The sequence below is a fragment of the Saccharibacillus sp. CPCC 101409 genome, assembly GCF_030518235.1.
In the GTDB taxonomy this organism is placed as follows: domain Bacteria; phylum Bacillota; class Bacilli; order Paenibacillales; family Paenibacillaceae; genus Saccharibacillus.
Genome location: NZ_JAULSA010000005.1, coordinates 188686 through 207028 on the forward strand (window position 1 = coordinate 188686; position 18343 = coordinate 207028).

14 protein-coding genes are annotated in these 18343 nt (G+C 59.3%); 2 read left to right on the forward strand and 12 right to left on the reverse strand.

What is annotated here, in order from left to right:
- Nucleotides 1-14: 14 nt before the first annotated feature.
- The 5 genes from QWJ34_RS13440 to QWJ34_RS13460 all read right to left on the reverse strand — a co-directional run bounded on the left by QWJ34_RS13440 (nt 15) and on the right by QWJ34_RS13460 (nt 4470).
- On the reverse strand, nt 15-581 hold the full coding sequence (locus tag QWJ34_RS13440; protein WP_302728508.1) for a hypothetical protein: 567 nt from the start codon (nt 579-581) through the stop codon (nt 15-17).
- 278 nt (nt 582-859) lie between these two features.
- Entirely contained in the window at nt 860-1714 is an 855-nt protein-coding gene (locus tag QWJ34_RS13445) for a VOC family protein (protein ID WP_302728509.1), read from the reverse strand.
- 161 nt (nt 1715-1875) lie between these two features.
- The gene (locus QWJ34_RS13450) at nt 1876-2841 is read right to left on the reverse strand and encodes an acetylxylan esterase (RefSeq protein WP_302728510.1); all 966 of its coding nucleotides are present in this window, start codon (nt 2839-2841) and stop codon (nt 1876-1878) included.
- A 35-nt stretch (nt 2842-2876) separates the two neighbouring features.
- Nucleotides 2877-3431 carry an O-acetyl-ADP-ribose deacetylase gene (locus tag QWJ34_RS13455; RefSeq protein WP_302728512.1) on the reverse strand — a complete coding sequence of 185 codons (555 nt, stop codon included), beginning with the start codon at nt 3429-3431 and terminating at the stop codon, nt 2877-2879.
- Nucleotides 3432-3633: 202 nt separating this feature from the next.
- Nucleotides 3634-4470: a DsbA family protein gene (locus tag QWJ34_RS13460; RefSeq protein WP_302728514.1), complete on the reverse strand. Its 837-nt coding sequence runs from the start codon at nt 4468-4470 to the stop codon at nt 3634-3636.
- Between the two features lie 290 nt (nt 4471-4760).
- Between QWJ34_RS13460 and QWJ34_RS13465 the strand changes: the two genes are divergently transcribed.
- Complete coding sequence (locus QWJ34_RS13465; protein ID WP_302728516.1) at nt 4761-5264, forward strand: MarR family winged helix-turn-helix transcriptional regulator; 504 nt, start codon at nt 4761-4763, stop codon at nt 5262-5264.
- A 581-nt stretch (nt 5265-5845) separates the two neighbouring features.
- On the opposite strand, the gene QWJ34_RS13470 is transcribed toward QWJ34_RS13465, so the two are convergent.
- The 3 genes from QWJ34_RS13470 to yicI all read right to left on the reverse strand — a co-directional run bounded on the left by QWJ34_RS13470 (nt 5846) and on the right by yicI (nt 12356).
- Nucleotides 5846-6568, reverse strand: a complete 723-nt coding sequence (locus tag QWJ34_RS13470; RefSeq protein ID WP_302728518.1) for an MBL fold metallo-hydrolase — start codon at nt 6566-6568, stop codon at nt 5846-5848.
- Between the two features lie 210 nt (nt 6569-6778).
- A complete protein-coding gene (locus tag QWJ34_RS13475) occupies nt 6779-9901 on the reverse strand; it encodes a glycoside hydrolase family 3 C-terminal domain-containing protein (protein WP_302728520.1) in 3123 nt (1040 codons plus the stop codon).
- A gap of 142 nt (nt 9902-10043) precedes the next feature.
- Nucleotides 10044-12356 (reverse strand): alpha-xylosidase, encoded by a 2313-nt coding sequence (gene yicI / locus QWJ34_RS13480; protein ID WP_302728522.1) that lies wholly within the window; start codon nt 12354-12356, stop codon nt 10044-10046.
- Nucleotides 12357-12621: 265 nt separating this feature from the next.
- Here yicI and QWJ34_RS13485 point away from each other — a divergent pair, with 265 nt between their 5' ends.
- Entirely contained in the window at nt 12622-13539 is a 918-nt protein-coding gene (locus QWJ34_RS13485; RefSeq protein ID WP_302728523.1) for a helix-turn-helix transcriptional regulator, read from the forward strand.
- 28 nt (nt 13540-13567) lie between these two features.
- Here the strand turns inward: QWJ34_RS13485 and QWJ34_RS13490 are convergent, their stop codons facing one another.
- From QWJ34_RS13490 to QWJ34_RS13505, 4 genes are all read right to left on the reverse strand, one after another.
- Nucleotides 13568-14362: a MerR family transcriptional regulator gene (locus QWJ34_RS13490; protein WP_302728524.1), complete on the reverse strand. Its 795-nt coding sequence runs from the start codon at nt 14360-14362 to the stop codon at nt 13568-13570.
- Nucleotides 14363-14404: 42 nt separating this feature from the next.
- A complete protein-coding gene (locus QWJ34_RS13495) occupies nt 14405-15100 on the reverse strand; it encodes a DUF2268 domain-containing putative Zn-dependent protease (RefSeq protein WP_302728526.1) in 696 nt (231 codons plus the stop codon).
- Nucleotides 15101-15252: 152 nt separating this feature from the next.
- Nucleotides 15253-17643: an RNA polymerase recycling motor HelD gene (gene helD, locus QWJ34_RS13500; RefSeq protein ID WP_302728528.1), complete on the reverse strand. Its 2391-nt coding sequence runs from the start codon at nt 17641-17643 to the stop codon at nt 15253-15255.
- Between the two features lie 282 nt (nt 17644-17925).
- The gene (locus QWJ34_RS13505) at nt 17926-18264 is read right to left on the reverse strand and encodes a four-helix bundle copper-binding protein (RefSeq protein WP_302728530.1); all 339 of its coding nucleotides are present in this window, start codon (nt 18262-18264) and stop codon (nt 17926-17928) included.
- Nucleotides 18265-18343 lie beyond the last annotated feature (79 nt).

Genomic DNA, 18343 nt, shown 5'->3' on the forward strand with positions numbered 1-18343 from the left:
TCCTTTCCTGTCGTTTATTCCGCCGTAATCGTCGAACCGCAGTAATCGCATTCCGCCGATGTTCCCGCGCGCAGCGTGCGCCGGGCGCCGCAGGAGCGGCAGACCGCTTCGACCAGCGGAGCCGGCCGGCGCCGCCGGGACGGATTCGATTCGTAGCGCACATCGTAGGCGGCATTGTTCTGCGCGTCGTAAGCGGACCCGCCCGAAGTCCGGCCGCGCAGATCGCTGCCCGGCCCCTGCTGCTGCGAAGGCGGCCCGAAGCCGCTCTCGCTCGGTCTGCCGCGGTACACCTGCTGCTTGTCGGAGTTCGGCCGCGTATCGTCATTTATCGTTCTTCCTCGCTGAAGCCCGTCATACTCGCGCTCGTAATATTCCCGATTGCGCAGCCGCCGTCGGTTTGCCGAGCGGATCATCAGCGAGCCCAGCGCGATGACGATAGCCGACGGAATAAAGAATATAATGCACGAATAAATGAAATTCTCCGTCGCCGTATAACCCGGAGTGGAAATAAGCATCACAAGCACGCCAAAAGCCGCCCACAAACCGGCAAGCACATTCAAAAACACACCGATTACTTTCATCATCTTTCCTCCTTGCGTTTCGGCTTTCTTCGGCAGCGCCTCGCACAGCCGCAGCATCGAAGCATCGTTTTCCGGCACGCCGATCTTCTTACCCGCCACATACTCGCAAGCTTGTATATAAACCGTCTCATACGCCAAACAAGTTGTCAAAGATTTTTTCCCTAAAATACGGAAAACGTTCCGGAAGACGCCGGCACGCAAAAAGACTCTTCCCGCAAGGGGAAGAGCCGGGCAGAAAAGCAAGCGAGACATCGCCTTTTTCATAGCAAAACGAAGTCTCAAGCGACGCGAAGCACCACGCGGTTCGTGAACGGATCGAGCACGGAAGGTCCTTCCGGCGTTTCCGACACTTCGAATCCGGCTTCCCGCAGCGCTTCGACCGCCCGGCCGCGTTCGTTTTCGCTCGGATAATCGATCGTAAAGTAATTCAAACCGACCGCGTCCGCCGGAGCCGCCGGAGCGCCTACGCCCGCCCAGGTGTTCAGCCCCAGATGATGATGGTAGCCGCCCGCCGAAACGAACAGCGCCGCATGCCCGTAGTGCAGCACGACATCGAAGCCGAGCGCGTCGACATAGAACTTGCGCGCATCCGGCAGATTGCCGATATGCAGATGGACGTGTCCGATGATCGTGCCCGCCGGCAGTCCGTTCCACGGAGCCGCTTCGGCGAACAGCGATTTGACGTCGACCGGATTGGCCGCCATCACATACTCGCCGTTGGCGTCTTTTTCCCAGGTCGAGCGCGGACGGTCCGCGTAAATCTCGATGCCGTTGCCGTCGGGATCGTCGATGTAGAACGCTTCGCTGACCAGATGGTCGCCCTGCCCGATCGAAACGCCCTGCTCCGCCAGATGGCGAATCGCCGCGCCGAGCGAAGGACGGTCGGGCAGCAGGATCGCGAAATGGTACAGCCCGGTTACCGACTGCTGCGGCATGATGCGCGCGTTCGGAACTTCCTCGATGCCCAGCAGAGCGCCGCCGCCCGGTACGCCGAACTCCGCCGTTTTCCCGTTCTCGCTCAGCAGCGCAAGTCCGACCACATCGCGGTAGAAACGGATAGAACGCTCGACCTGGCTGACTTTCAACTGAACTTTCCCCATATGCGCCTGCGGATGAATCCGATAATCACTCATGAATACAGCCTCCCAAATATTTGTTATAGATATATATGTTTGATTTCATTAATAATCTTCCTGAATATATAATAGTATAGTTTGTTACAAAAGTAAAGCGTGTGAATTAAAAAAACAAGCACGCGAAACGATATCGTTTCGCCGCGCTTGTTTGCCGGGGTTCAGGATTCGTTCAGCCCCGCGTGTTTCGCCAAAAATTCCATCGCGATCCGGTTCTGTCCGTCCGATACCCAGTGTCCGTCGAACGGGTAAACCCGCATTTCTTTTTCCGAACCGATCCGGTTATAGGCGGCATAGACGGTCTCCGGCATGCAGCACAGATCTTTCAGTCCGCACGAGACCATAATCGGAATACCGATCCGCGGCGCGAGATTGAGATTGTCGAAATAACTGAGCGTTCTCAGCACGCCGCCGAGCTTGTCGGGATGCTTGCTGACGAACTCCGCCGCTTCCGACAGCGAGCTGTTCGAATTCAGGATGCCGAAGTCCATGTGGCACATATTCGGGATATGCGCCACCGCCGCTTTGGGCAGCTTGCTCAGCGCCGCCGCGATCAGCGTCAATCCGCCGCCCTGGCTGCCGCCGATTGCAAAAATGCGCCCGGGATCGGTTTCCGGCTGCTCCGCCGCCCATTCCAGCGCCCGGATCGCATCGAGCGTAATCGCCCGGTAGTAAGCCGTTTCCGGATCGAGAATGCCCGGGGTGATCCAGCCTCTTACCGCGCCGTAATCCTGCTGCAAATAGTTGCCCGTGTCCCCGCCCTGCCCGCGCACGTCGATCGACAGCACCGCGAAGCCCATCAGCACGTAATGCGCAAAATGTTCCGGCATGCCTTTGCTTCCGCTGTAACCGTGGTAATGGACGATGCACGGGAGCCGTTCTTCCGCCGCGAATTTTGGCGTCAGGTACCAGGCGTGCAGCGGCGTGTCGTCGGCTCCTTCGTACGTCGTACGGTACACGTTCATATGGCTCATCGGCGTTTCCACCGGCTCGCGCGTCCCGTTCAGCGGCTTGTCCGCGTAATCGGCCAGGGTCCGGGTCCAGAATTCGTCCAGATCCGGTTCCGCCGTCAGGTCGGGATTGTACCGCTCCAGATCCCGGATTCGCGCTTCGATCGCATTGGTCATCTTTTCTCGTTCTCCTTTGTCCCGCTTCGCCGGGCTCAGCGTTCCAGAAGCTCCCGGTAAAGCCGTTCGTTCTCTTCATCGTAGCAGACGAAAGCGATCTCATCCAGAAACGTTTCGCCGGATACTCCGCCAGGACGCTCCAGCATTCCGCGCACCGCGCCGATCGCCGCTTCCGCCGCTTCTTTTTTGGGATAGCCGTAAATGCCCGTCGAGATATTCGGAAAAGCGATCCGCCGCGCGCCGGCCGATACCGCTTCTTCGATCGAACGGGCGTAGCAGCTTTGCAGCAGCTTTTCTTCGCCCCGCGAACCTCCTTGATACACCGGTCCCACCGTATGCACGACCATCTTCGCCGGAAGCCGGCCCGCGGTCGTTACGACGGCGTCGCCCGTATCGCAGCCTCCCTGCCGATCTCTGATGGCGCGGCATTCCTCCAGGATCGCCGGTCCGCCCGCGCGGTGGATCGCCCCGTCCACGCCTCCGCCGCCGAGCAGCGACGAATTGGCCGCATTGACGATCGCGTCCGTTTGGTATTTCGTAATATCGCCGCGCAGCACTTTGATGCATACGCCGTTCCGTTCGGTTTCCATCGGCACATTCCTCCCTTGGGCCGGCCGGCTTTGCGCCTGACCGTCGTCTCAATAGAGTGTACCCGTCCGCCCGAGCGGCTCAAACCGGCTTTTGCAAAAAGAATCGGTTTGGGAATCGCAGCAAAAAGCCTTCGGCAGCGAACCGAATGTTCCGGTCGTTCGTCTGCCGAAGGCTTGATCTGTCGTACTTTTTGCGAGATGCTTACTCCGCTTTGGCCGCTTCGACCGCCGCTTCCACGTTGGCCGCCGTCGGATTGTCGACTTTCGTTCCGTTGACGAAAATAGTCGGCGTTCCGGTGATCTTGCTGTCGTCGCCCGCTTTGACGTCGGCGTCGACTTCGGCTTGATACTTCTTGTCTTTCAGGTCGCTCGTAAAGGTGTCGATATCAATATCCGGTACGGACTTCTTCACCAGATCGACGATATAATCTTCGGTGATCCAGGCGTCGCGCACTTTGTTCGTATCCTGGTTGGCATATACGGCTTCGTAATATTTCCAGAAGTCTTCCGGATTCTGCTCGTAAACCGCTTGTCCGCCCAGCGCCAGCAGATCGGAATCGTCGGCCAGGAACGGGTAATCGGCGAACTGGAACGAAGCTTCGTTGTTGTCGAGGTACTTGGTTTTCAGTTCCGGCAGAACCGTTTCCGACCAGACTTTGCAATCCGGGCACTTGAAGTCGCCGAATTCCACGATCTTCACGTCGGAATCCGCATTGCCGAGCGTCGGCTGCTTGGATGCGTCGTAATTGGTCAGGATAACCGGTTCCGAAGTTTCTTTGGCGGTCTGGTTTTCTCCGGCTTTGGTCAGCACATAGATCAGCACGGCCAGTACGACGATTATGCCGACAAAGCCGAGCGCGATTACGCCCAGGTTGCTTTTCTTGCGCTTAGAACCCGAGGTCCACTGCGAAGCTGCGCTTCCGGCCTGCGGACGCGGAGCGCCCCCCGTATTTTTCTTCGCCGTTTGCGGCTTGCCCGCCTGCGGCCTGTTGTTTTGCGGCTTGCCGGATTTCGGCGCCGGCTTTTTGTTTTTGTTCATCCTTTTTCCCCTTATCTTCAAGTTTGCCCGTTCGCCCGAGCTTCTGCTTCTCGCATGCGGGCCCGACTGTCTTTGATTATATCGAGTTTTGGCGGTCGGGTTCAAGAGTCGAAGTCACAAGTCGGAAAAAAAGTAAGCGATTCGAAGCACAAAAGACGCCGAATCTTTGCCGCGCCGCATTTGACACCGCTTTCCATACTTCGTATACTTGCGTGAGCAAGCAGCAAAGATTGCAGAAACAGGCCGGTCCGCCCGGGCGGAATCCGGCCCCTTCATAAGGAGGTTTATCCTTGTACCAGCCGCAGGATTCCATCGGATTTCAATTGGGCGTTATTTACCGCAAAGTCAGCAATCGTCTGGCCGCCCGGCTAAAAGACTACGATCTGACGCCGGAGCAGTGGTCCGTCATGTGCTGCATCTGTTTCAAAGAAGGCATGAACCAAAAAGAAATCGCCGAACGCACGGTCAAAGACCAGCCGACCGTGACGCGCATCCTCAACGTGCTGCATCGCAAAGGGCTCATTATGCGCAGCAGCGACCGCGCCGACCGCCGGGCCTACCTGATCTATCCGACCGGAAAAGGCCGCCAGGTCACCGAAGAGACGTCGGTCATCGAACGGCAGCATAACGCCGCCATGATCGAAGGCTTCGACGCCGCCCAGCTCGAACTGCTGGCCGAAGCGTTCCGACGCATCGAACGCAACGCCGAACGCTACGAAGAATCGGAAACGCAGGAAGCGTCCGAAACCGAAACGGACAGCTTCGGCGAAGCCAAGCGCGAAATCGGCGGGTAGCCGGAGGCCGGACGATAGGCAGCCGAGCCGACGAAGAGCGGCGTCCGGCACAGGGCGGCCGGCGGCCGGGAAGTAAACGAAGCTGCGGATCGGCGAGGCGATGCAAAGACGCCGGGACATCAAATGCAGCGATAACAAGAAATGAAACCAGGGACTGTTCCAATGCTATAAAGCAGGCGGAACGGCTCCTGGTTTTTTCTGTACTTTTTGAAACAGGTTGTGATGGAAATACCGGGACAGGAATAATAGGAATGTTGCGAGAACGCAATATTTTCATTGAAAAAGAGCCTGAATAGTCGAAAATGCTGCATAGGCGCATTATTTCTATCATTTGTAGACTCTGAAGCCCGAAAATGAAGAAAAATATTGCATATCAGCAACATTCCCGATGATATGAAGCGTCTGCCGCGAAATTGATGCGCGTATGCAACATTCGTCCGAAACTGCGTCGTTTCTACCCGCGGCCGTAAAGGCCTCCGGTTATCCATTCGATGGCGGAGGCCATTCCGGTTTGGTTTATAGCGTATTTTTAAGCCTATTGCTTTCGAAGTTCGATGACACGCCCTGGTCCGTTGACCGCCTCAGGCTTTTCCTTTTTTCTTTTTCGCTTTCCGGTTCCGCTCCCGTTCGGCGGCCAGCTTGCGCGCGGCGTCTTCGATCTCCAGATCGTCCATCTGCCCGGCCGGGCGGTAGACCGTGCCTCCGTGGCACACTTCCACCCGCTCGGGATCGAGCCGGCGCACGATCGAACCGCTTTTGAGCGCAAGCTCCGGGTCCGGCGTGAAGCGGGGCTGCTGCAGCCGTCCTTTCTTCGCGTTGAACAAATCGCCGGCCAGCAGCACGCGGTCCGCCGCGTGATAATACACGACGTGGCCCGGCGAATGACCCGGCGTCAGATGGGGTTCCAGTCCGCCGATCGGGGACAGCACGCCGCTCAGGCGCTCGTCAAGCGGCTGCAGGATGCCTTTTTCCACATACTTGAACGCTTTTGTTTTGCCCGGATACGGCAGGTCGCCTTCGGCGTAAGGAATCTCCGCGGCGTGCATATACACCGGCACGTTGTACTTCTTCAGAATCCGTTTGAGTCCGCCGACATGGTCGCTGTGCGCATGCGTCAGCACGATGCGCCGCAGCGGGCCTTTGCCTGTTCGCTCGATTTCTTTGAGAATCGGGCCGGCCATCCAGAACATGCCGGTATCGACCAGCGTCACGCCGTCTTCGCCCGCGACGATCCAGACATGGACCGACACGCCCATCCAACTCCCGACGCTGCTTATGTGTTCGGAGATAACTTTCACACTCATACGGATCTCTCCTATTTCGTATAATGGAATACATTCGAATTTCGTCGCGGCATCGGGCCCGGCGGCCGGAAGCGCTTATCCGGCGAACTTCCTCCGCCCGGCAGACGCACAAGAAGAAGCCGCCTCTTGACCATAAGAGGCGGCTTCTTCGCTGTCAAGCGAAATATCGTTATTGACCGGCGCGCAAGGCTCAGACCGAACGCCGGCGCATCATTGCGCCGGAATCAGCTCCAGCGAGCCCAGGCGAAGCGAACCGTGCAGCACAATCCGCAGTTCGGCGGATTGAGACGGAAGCTTCGCGCTTTCGTCCGGCGCGCCCTGCAGCGTGCTCCATTCGCCTTCTGCCGCGCCCGCTATATCGTGGACGCCCAGCGGCTTGCCGTCTTCTCCGCCAAGACGAAGTTCGAGTCTTCCGGCGGTTTCGCCGCCCCGCACGCGCAGCTTCCAGCCCGCAAGGCCGCGAGTCAGATCGACGTCCCGGAAGATCAGTTCGCCGGCTTGCGTCAGATCGGCCGGACGCGCGGACGTTTCGCTCCGTTCTCCTTCGTCCAGCAGAACATTATCGTAATCGTCGAAGTTCTCGGCGCGCGTACGGCTGTACAGACTGCGCGGCGGCACGGTTTCGCCGCGAATTTCGACAGACGCTTCGGCGCGGATATCCGCCGAAGAAGCACCGGCCAGCAGCGTGTACGTTCCCGATTCCACGCAGAATTTATCGCGCGTCACATCCCAGAACGCCAGCTCCCGCACCGGCAGTTCGAATACGGCGGCGCGTGTTTCTCCGGCCGGAATATGCAGCCGCTCGAATCCTTTGAGCTGCTTGAGCGGCCGCTTGACGCGCGAACTGCCGGCACGGACGTAAAGCTGCGGCACTTCGTCGCTGTCCGCACCGCCGATATTCTCGATCTCAAGTTCGATGGAGATCGTATCTTCCTCGCCGAAACCGTCCCCGCTCAGCTTGAGCGGCCCGTAACGGAAATCGGTATACGCCAGCCCGTGGCCGAACGGATACAGCGGATCGCCGCCGAAGTACTGATACGTCGCGCCGCTTTTGATAATATCGTAATCCAGCATATCCGCCAGATCGTCCTCCGAGCGGTACCAGGTCAGGCTGAGGCGGCCCGCCGGCGCGGCGTCGCCGAACAGGATATCCGCCACCGCGGAACCCAGTTCCTGCCCGCCGTGCGCCAGATACACAATCGCCGGCACAAGCTCGGCGATCTCGCCCAGCGCGAACGGATAGCTGCCGACGATCACTACGACCGTATTCGGATTGGCGTCGTGCACGGCGCGGATCAGTTCTTCCTGGCGCGGCGGCAGCGAGAGTCCCGGACGGTCGATCTCTTCCTTCCCGTTGATATACGGGCTGTTGCCGACACAGACGATCGCGACGTCGGTCTCGCGCGCGGCCGCGGCGGCCGCTTCGATGCCGTCCCGCGTCACTTCCAGCAGCAGCGGCGCAGCAGCGCCGCCTTCCGTCCCCAGCGCGCGCAGCGTACGCAGGCCGGAGTCTTCCGGCTGCGCCTGCGCCGCCCGGGACTCTTCGCTCCAGCCGAGCGGCGCGCCGTTCCACTGGCGCAGCGTCGTTTCTCCGTCCTGCCCCGCTTCCAGATCGAACAGTTCCTTCACGAACCAGCCGCCGATCTGCTCGGCGGAAGCCGCCAGCGGCCGGCCGTCCTGCGCGGTAACGAATTTGCCGTTGGCGTGGGCGCGCAGCGTATGCTGCCCCCAGCCCCAGCGGGTCAGCTCGAACAGCGAAGCCGGTTCGCCGGCTTCCGCTCCGCTGTTCGGTGAAGCTTCTTCTTCGCCGAACGCCCGGGCCGCGGTGCCCGCGCCGCCCAGCGCCAGCACGCCGGCTTCGCCCGGCTGCACGGCCAGCGAGCCGCCGCTTCCGGCGCTGCGCAGCCTCACCGTGTCGCTGCCTTCGGCATAGCGCACGGCGCTGTGCGCGGCCCGGCCCGCGGCCGCTGCGCTCTGCGCCCCGCCGGCCTGCGCGGCGGCCGGCGCTTCGCGGTTCGCCAGCCAGCGGGCGGCGTGATCTTCGCCCCGTACGGCTTCGTTCGCCTCGGCCACGGTACGGGCCGCGGCGGCCTGCAGAGCGGCCTCCCCGTCGGGGCCGATCCGGCCCGCGCTTTCGCCGCCGAGCTTCGCGCGGACGGCATCCAGGATCGACACGCGATACGGCAGCGTGCCGCTGTACCAGTCCGTCCAGACCGCGTCGGCCGTCGGCCCGACGACGGCTGCGCCCGTTACTTCCGCGCGGCGCAGCGGAAGCAGCCCGTCGTTCTTGAGCAGAACGACGGATTGTTCCGCCGCCCGCTTCGCCAGGGCGGCGTGCTCCGGCGCGCAGAGGACCGATTCTTCGATCTGCGCATACGGATTGTCCGCCTCGGGATCGAACTGCCCGAGCCGAAACCGAATGCGGAAGATATTGACCAGCGCCCGGTCGATCTCTTCCTCGCCGATCAGGCGGCGCTCCAGCGCTTCGCGCGCCGCCGAGATCACCAGCTCCGGTTCGTCGGTGAGGCAGTCGACGCCGGCGAGCAGCGCGCCCGCGACGGATTCCGCGTGCGAATCGTGGTATTTGTGGAAATGGACCGTCTGCGACAGATCCCCGCCGTCGCAGACGATAAATCCGTCCATTTTCCATTCGTCTTTGACAAAGCGCTGCACGTAAGGACTTTCGATCGCCGGCGTGCCGTTGATCGAATTGTAGGCGGTCATCATGGACAGCGCGCCGCCTTCTTCGAACGGGATGCGGAACGCTTCGAGGTAATACTCGCGCATATTGCGCGGCGTAACGCTGGACGAACCGTCCAGACGGCCGACTTCGTTGTTGTTGGCGAAGTAATGCTTGAGCGTCGCCACCATTTTCAGATAGAATTCATGCTCGCCCTGCATGCCGCGCGCAAGAGCGGCCGTCAGCTTGCCGGTAAGATGCGGATCTTCGCCGTAGGCTTCTTCGGTCCGGCCCCAGAACGGATTGCGCTCCATATCGACCGTCGGCGCCCACAGCGTCAGCCCGTGCGTCTCCGGCTCGCTCCGGTGGTAGCTGCGCGCTTCGTCGCCGATTACGGAACCGATCTCGCGCAGCAGCTCTTTGTTCCAGGTCGAAGACAATCCCATCGGCTGCGGAAATACGGTCGCGACGCCTTTCCAGGCCACCCCGTGCGCGGCTTCCCCGCCGACTTTGTAAGCCGGCACGCCGAGCCGTTCCACCGCCGCCTGCCGCGTCGGCAGCAGCGTCAGCTTCTCCTCGAGCGTAAAGTGCGCTACCAGGTCTCGCGCCCGTTCTTCCAGCGGCCGCGCCACGTCTTTGTACAATTCGGTCATATTCTTTTCCTCCTCCGATAAAGCGCTCTCATTATTTGGGGAACGACGACGCCCGTTTTCCTCACGCCGCCGCGTACGCAAACGGGGGTAAAACCGTTTCCCCTTGCGGAGACCGGCTTTACCCCTACCTTTTGCCAAATGATTACAGCGTCACCGTCACGCTGCCGCCAGCAGGCGTCAGCACAAGGCCCTGCTCGCCGGTTTCGTGCGAAGCGCCGTCCACGTTCGACGCCGATTCAATGCCGCGCAGCACGATTTTAACATCGCTGCCGCCCGAAACGCTGATCTTGATTTCGTTTCCGCTGCGTACGGCCGAAGCTTCAAGCTGCTGCTCGGCGTCGGTGCCGACGATGTTCGCGGAAGCCGTTTGACCGTCTTCCAGGTTGAACAGGTGCAGCGTTACGCCGTTCGCGTAATCGTAATCCGGCTTGCCGTCCTGGCTGCCGACAGCCAGCAGCGTGCCCTGTTTAACAAAGACCGGCAGGCTCATGAAGTCGTAATTCTCGCTGTACCAGCGTCCGCCTTCTTTGACCTGTCCGTCCAGCAGGCCCGTCCATTTGCCCGCAGGCAGGTAGTACGTCACGTCGCCCTGTTCGTTGAAGATCGGCGCAACGAGGATCGAATCGCCGAACATGTACTGCAAATCGAGCGGCCCGCAGGTCGGATCTTCCGGGAACTCCAGGAACATCGGGCGCATCATCGGGATGCCGCGCGACGCGGAGTCCGCCGCCTGGTTGAACAGGTACGGCATAAGCGAGTTTTTGAGCTTCGTAAATTTGCGCAGCACATCCACCGCTTCTTCGTCGAACAGCCAAGGCACGCGGTACGATTCGTTGCCGTGCAGACGGCTGTGCGAAGACAGCAGGCCGAACTGCACCCAGCGTTTGTACACGTCGGCCGGAGCCGTCATTTCGAAGCCGGAGATATCGTGCGACCAGAAGCTGAAGCCGGATACGCCGAGCGACAGGCCGCCGCGCAGACTTTCCGCCATCGACTCGTAGTTCGACGAGCAGTCGCCGCCCCAGTGAACCGGGAACTGCTGGCCGCCGACGGTGGCCGAACGGGCGAACAGCGCCGCTTCGTTTTTGCCGAGCTTGTCTTCCAGTACTTCGAATACCGCTTTGTTGTACAAGAAGGTATAGTAGTTGTGCATTTTGACCGGATCGGAACCGTCGTAGTACACGATGTCGGTCGGGATTCTTTCGCCGAAGTCGGTCTTGAAGCAGTCCACGCCCTGGTCGACCAGGTCTTCCAGCTTGCTTTTGTACCACTTAACGGCGGCCGGGTTCGTAAAGTCCACAAGAGCCATGCCCGCCTGCCACAGATCCCACTGCCAGACGCTGCCGTCCGGACGTTTTACCAGGTAGCCGTTTTCCATGCCTTCGTCGAACAGGATCGATTTTTCCGCGATGTAAGGGTTGATCCACACGCAGATTTTCAGTCCTTTTTCTTTGAGGCGCTTGAGCAGGCCCGCAGGGTCGGGGAATACGTCTTTGTCCCATTCGAAGTCCGTCCACTGGTATTCTTTCATCCAGAAACAGTCGAAGTGGAACACGGACAGCGGCAGATCGCGCTCGCTCATGCCGTCGACGAAGTGGTTGACCGTCGCTTCGTCGTAATCCGTCGTGAACGAAGTCGTCAGCCACAGGCCGAACGTCCATGCCGGAGGCAGGGCCGGTTTGCCGGTCAGCTTGGTGTAGTTGTCGAGCACGTCTTTCGGATTCTCGCCGCCGATGATGAAGTATTCGAGCGTTTCGCCTTCCACGCTGAACTGGACTTTCGACACGTTTTCCGAAGCCACTTCGAACGAAACTTTTTCCGGGTGGTTGACGAATACGCCGTAGCCTTTATTGGAAATGTAGAACGGAATATTTTTGTACGCCTGCTCGCTGCTCGTGCCGCCGTCTTCGTTCCAGATATCGACGGTTTGGCCGTTTTTCACAAATGGAGTAAAGCGCTCGCCCAGACCGTACACGTATTCGCCCATGCCCAGATCGAGCTGCTCGCGGAAATATGTTTTGCCTTCGGCTTTGGCTTCGATATGCGCCGCCCGTTTGAACGCGCTGCCCGTCAGACGGCGGTCGCCGTAGTGGAACTCGGTTGCGAAGCCGGTGTTTTTCTTGATGCTGACTTTGAGCTCGCCGCTTTGCAGCGCCAGCAGATCGTCGGTATGGGTAATATGTACATTCGTTTCCGAGCCGTACAGTTCGAATTCGGGAGTCTTCTTCACGCCGCCCGCGTGACGGTTCAAACGGACTTTGATCACGTTCGGCATCGGCGAGCTGTACGTCGCTTTCAGCAGCGTCGCATTGAGCGTATCGCCTTTTTTCTCGACTTTTTTCGTAGCCGCATATACGGTAAAGGAATCGTCTTTTTGCACGACGTCGCGGATATCCACCGGGTTTTGCAGATTATACCCCTCGCGGACCATCCAGTATCCATCGGTAAATTTCATGCGTTACAGCCTCCTTGGCTAATTGTTCGGTATGTCTTCTTGCTCCTTGCCGGAGCGCCTCGACTTCACTTATAATAATATTGACCTTTACCTTTGATTTCTTCCGCTATTTTGACAAAAAGTATCAGAATCCTGATCTTTTACTCGCGATATGGCGATTGTCCCCCTACTATTTGGAAACGATTTCATAAAGGGTCGCATCCCGCAAGCGTGCAGCGTACGGTTGTGCCCGTTTGCGAGAATACGATCGGAAGGAGAGTATGCCATGCCGGAACACGCTTTATTGAAAGAAAAACGCATCCACGGCAATCCCATGTACCCGGTCAGTTCGTATGTGCTGGACGACCTCGACTTTACGACGATCATGGACTGCCACTGGCACGAAGAAATGGAGTTTACACTGGTGACGCGCGGCGTTATCCGGTTCCAGATCGGGACGGAGTATTACGAAGTGTCCGCGGGCGAAGCGATGTTCGTCCACAGCGGAGAACTGCACGCGGGGCAAAAAGTCGGCGCAGAGCCGTGCGGCTTCTCGTCCATCGTGTTCGGCGCAGAGTTCCTGTCCAGCCGGGGCTTCGACCGTTTGCAGGAAAAATACATCGAACCGCTGCTGCAAAAAAAAGCGCTGCCGCCTTCGCACCTGACCGGCCGAAAGCCCGGCGAACGCGAAATCCTGGACCTGATCGCCGCCGTGATCGCGGACAACGAAGCCGCCGCACCGGCGTTCGAGCTGACGACCAAAGCGCGGCTGTACCAGATCTTCGCGCTGCTCCAAAGCGCGATGCGCGAATATGCGCCGCCCGCTTCGGGCGGCGACCTCGACAAAATAGAGCGGCTCAAAACGGTGCTCGGCTATATGCACGAACACTATCCGTCGCCGCTCAAGTTGAAAGACCTGTCCGCACAGATCGGCATGAGCGAAGGGCACTTCTGCCGCTTTTTCAAAAGCATGGTCCATAAAAGCCCGGTCGATTATCTCAACCGCTACCGCATTCAGCAGGCCTGCCGATTGTTGGAGAACAGCGGCCACAAGATCGTCGAGATCGCGATGGAAGTGGGCTTCGACAGCCTGAGCTACTTTATTTCGGTGTTCAAGCAGCACCAGGGCTGCACGCCTTCGCAGTATCGGAAAAGATCGGAGATCGGCGCCGCGTCCGCAGCCGAATTGGCGCGCGGATTGTAATTCCCGGGCATCGTGCGTTTGACGCTTTTTACTCCGCGGTTTTTGCGTTCTTCAACGACAAAGCGTACTGAACGATCGCCGCATGCAAAAAGGAAGCAAACTGCCCGGCCTCTCCTCCGAACGTATCGAAAAAAGCGCGAAACCGGCGGTCTCCCCGGTAATTGTCCGCGATATGGATCAGCAGTTCCGGCGTCGTGTCCATATAAGCGCCCAGCGCGTCGGCCCATTCCGCCACTTTGAGCCGGACGGCGCGCGAATCGGGCTTTTTTCGGTGGAGGGAAAACAGCCCGGCAAACGCCGCGTTCATCCGCCGTTCGGCTCGATTCAGCCACGCTTCGCGATCGCGCGGAGATTCCCGCTCCAGCTTTTGCATGCGTTCCCGGTAACCGGAATACGCCGGCGTGTCCCCGTAAACCAGTTCCGCTTCGCGATCGTACTGTTCCCGCAGCGCGGGACCCGGCATGTCCGGCGGCCGCGGGCCGAAGATCGTGCCGGCTTCCAGATAGCGGTCGAAGTTATCGAGAGTACGTTCCAGCCTGCGCTTTTTGTCCATTAAAAGTTCCCGGTGTTCCCGCAGAGACCGGTGGCGTTCGGATTCGGGCAGCTCCAGCAGCGCCGCGATATCCTGAAGGCGCACGCCGGTTTCTTTGAGAAAAAGAATGATCTGAAGCCGCTCCAAATTGTTCCGGTCGTACAGCCGGTAGCCGTTTTCCTGCACGACCGCGGGCTTCAACAACCCGATCCGGTCGTAATAATGCAGCGTACGCGCGGTTGTGCCCGTGACGCTTACGACTTCATGTACCGTCAACAACGCTTTCGGCATTCCAGTAGTCCTCCGCGGCTCGCAAGATTTCTTCGGCGCTTTTTAAAGTGGCCTGTTCGATCGTGTCCCCGGTTTGACGACCCGATTCAGCGTTTGCGCATCCGTTTTGGATACCCAGGGACCCAGCCGTTCTTCCCCGCAGCGCGAAACGGCAAAGTTCTCCGCCAATCCTTCGCTCACGATCAGCTCGCCCAGCGTCACGTTCGCGTCCCAGCGGATAAACTGATAGCGCACGTTATGATTGCATTCGTGGGCCAGCGCGGCATAGATTCTCGGCAGCGTGTAGGCGTTGGGCGTCAGCACGGTCAGGATATGACCCGGAATCCCTCCGTCTCCCGAATAGCCTTCGTTGATTCTCAGCAGTTCGCTGGCCGGATTGCCGAGCAGAACCGTAAAGATAATCTTCTGCACCGGAAGCGAGATTCCCTGCCGTTCAAAAGCGGCAAAGCTGCCGGTCACGACCGCCCAGCATTCCGCCCAAAATCCCTCGGACGAAATATCGTTTACCTGCTCCAGCATCGATTCGCCGATCTGCTCCGCGGGCAGGTACATCATATCGTTCAGCGTCATCACGTCGAATCCGCCGGGCGGCTCCGAGCGAAACGGAATCTGCTGGATTTCCCATTTCTTTTTGAACGGAGCCAGCATCAGTTCTCGGTACGCTTCTCTTTTTTCCGCCTGCGGCAGCTGGATGATCCGGCGGTAAATATCATCGGAACGAAGCGCGGTAATATTCATGAATGTCTCCCCTTTCGTTGATCGTTCTCCACGTTAAACTATGACGCGGCGTCACAGTCAACCCCGGAAATTCGATATGCAAAAGGCGGTTCTGATGCAAAAAAGCCGTCCGGAAATATTTCCGAACAGCCTCTTTACTCAACAAAGCTCTTTTAACGAACCTCGTACAATTCCGCATCCACTCCCGACACAAACGGGCTTTCTTCGCCCAGCGCATACAGCCGCAGCACGTGCATCGCCCGCGTGCAGGCGGTGTAGAACAACTTGCGCTCCGACTCGCGGCTGTAGCGTTCCGCCGAAGCGTTGTACAGCAGCGCGGCGTCGAATTCCACGCCTTTCGCCAGGTAAGCCGGCACGATAACCGTTCCTTTTTCGAACGCCGGCGTGTTTTTGGTAATCAGCCGCGTATCGAGACGGCCTTTGAGCCGGGCGTGCAGCTCGCTGCATTCGCTCTGCGTTTTGCAGATGATGGCGGTGTAATCGAGGCCCTGTTCGCGCAGTTCCCCGATATCCGCGATCAGCGCCGCATCCATATCCGAGGTCGCGTCTTCGACACCCGCATCGGCGGAGCCGCCGAAACGCCGCAGCACCGGCTTCTCGCCGCTGCGGGTAAACGGCAGGATCAGTTCGCCTTCCGGCAGCATCGCTTTGGTAAATTCCGTAATCTCCCGCGTCGAGCGGTAGCTGCGCGTCAGCCGCAGCACCATGCTCTCGTCGCGTCCGTACAGATTCAGCAGCGGATCGTAATCGTCCAGCGCCGAATCGTGGCCGTAGATCGCCTGGTTCAAGTCGCCCAGCGCGGTCATACGGGCGCGCGGAAACAACCGCTTGAGGAATTCGAGCTGGAACGGCGTATAATCCTGCACTTCGTCGACGATGATATGGCGGATCGCCGTGTTGGTGATAAAACCCTGCAGCAGTTCTCTCAGCAGCAGCAGCGGCGTGGCGTCTTCGAACGCCAGCTCCGACTTTGCCAGCCGGTCCAGCGTCTGGCGCGAGAACTCGTGCCACAGCGCGGGCAGCGGACGGCCGCCCGACACGCGCATAAACAGGGCTTCGTCTTTGAACAGCCGGCGGTACAGTCCTTTGACGTCGACGAAGCGCTGGCGCTTGACCCATTTGCGCACCGGCTTGAGCCAGTCGTTGACGACCATGCGCGCCGCCGCTTCGTGCTGCTGATCGAAATCGTCGAATGTGTGCGCCGCTCCTTTTTGCTTGCGCCGCATGAGATTGTAGGCCCGGTGCAGTTCGCTCGTCCCGAGCAGTTGGATCTGATTCTCCACCCAATCGGCTTCGCGCTGTGTTTTGCCGTATTCGCCGACCTGTTTCAGCAGCCATTTGCCCATCTGCTCGATCCGGCTCGGCAGCTTGACCGAAGGATCGAATTCGTAGAATTTACGCCGCATTTCTTCCGCCGATACGATCTCGTGCCCCTGGAAGCGGATCGGGCGGAACATCATATCCTGATGCGCCAGATGTTCGCGGTAGCCGCGGATCACATTCAGGTAATCGAGCGACGATTTGTAGCGGATGCCCGCCAACCGCGCTTCGTATTCGGGATCTTCCCCGCTATCCGACTCGCCGCCGCGCAGCAGGTACTCCAACTGGTCGAATGCGTCTTCCAGCTCGAATTCCCGCCCGATCCGCCGCTCCAGATAGGCCTGGAACGTCGTTTGCAGCATATTTTCTTCGCCCAGCTCCGGCAGTACCGTCGAGACGTAGCTGCCAAACAGCGAGTTCGGCGAGAACAGCACCAGCTGGTCCGCGCTCAGCGTATCGCGGTAGCGGTACAGCAGATAGGCGACGCGCTGGAGCGCGGCCGACGTTTTGCCGCTGCCCGCCGCGCCCTGCACGACCAGCAGCCGGCTCTGCTCGTTACGGATAATCGCGTTCTGCTCGCTCTGGATCGTCGACACGATACTTTTCATCCGGTCGTCGGCGCTCTGGCTGAGCACTTCCTGCAGCAGCTCGTCGCCGATCGTCATCCCGGTATCGAACATGACGCGGATTTTGGCATCGCGTATCACGTATTGCCGTTTCAGTTCCATCTCGCCTTCGACGTGTCCGGCGGGCGTCCGATACGACACATCGCCGGGCGAACCGTCGTAATACAGGCTGGAGATCGGGGCGCGCCAATCGTAGATCAGAAAGTCCTGTTCGTTGTCGTCGATCAGCGAAGCGATGCCGAGATAGATGGGCTCCGCCGCCGCGTCTTCTTTTTCGCGAAAATCGATCCGGCCGAAATACGGCGAGTTTTTCAGTCTGCGCAGCTTGCCGAGTTGGGAGAACGCCCGCTTGTGGCTGAATTCCTGCTGCGCCAGCACCTGCGACTGCTGCCGCATGCTGGTCGATGTTTCGCCCAGATCGTCCGGCTCGGCGAAGTTGATCGTAACCTCGTCCCAGAATTCTTTGCGCAGCTCCACCACATCTCCGCGCGCTTCGCCGAGCTGGGCTTCCAGTCCGCGGATACGGCCCGTTACTTTGGCGGTTACGTCGTTCACGCGCTCCTGCTCCCGCCGCCACTCCCGATCGGTAATTTCCATTATAGTTCCAACCCCTTTTTGACTATTGACAACGCACCTATATTATGCTATATTTTAGAAATCAGTATAGTTTTACGAATATTCCCATAGCGACAGAATATAATTGTACGCCTGAGAGCCGGCGAAATCAACCCGCCGCGGCCAGCCAGGGGTATTTTTTGTGTACGCGCAATTCCGGAATCGAACTCGGCGCCGCTTCCCGCTCCGTGCTCCGGCCATAGAGAAAGGGAAGGAACGCCGGCTGCCCGGTCTTCCTTCCCTTTCCGCACGTTCGGATAGCTTTTACGCCGTCTGGGATGCCATTTCGCGGCATACGTCGGCGCAGCGTTTGCACGCTTCCGCGCAGCGCCGGCAGTGATCCATCTCGTGCTTGCCGCATTCGCCGCCGCAATCGTCGCAGATCTGCGCGCACAGCGAACAAATCTTGGCCGCGTACGGACTGCTCTGGGTCATCGCCCGGGCCGCAAACTCGCACATGTCCGCGCACAGCCGGTCGAGGCGAATACACTCGCGCATCATCGCCGCGTCTTTTTCCTTCAAACAAGCGTCGTAACAAACGTTGCAGGCCTCCATACAATTCAGACATTCATCGATACACCGGCGCATCTGTTCCCTGGTCATTCGCGAACTCCTCCTTATATTGGCGGTCGGCGGCTTATCTGAATTCAAGCGGGACAAGCCGCCGGCATGGGGACTGTAG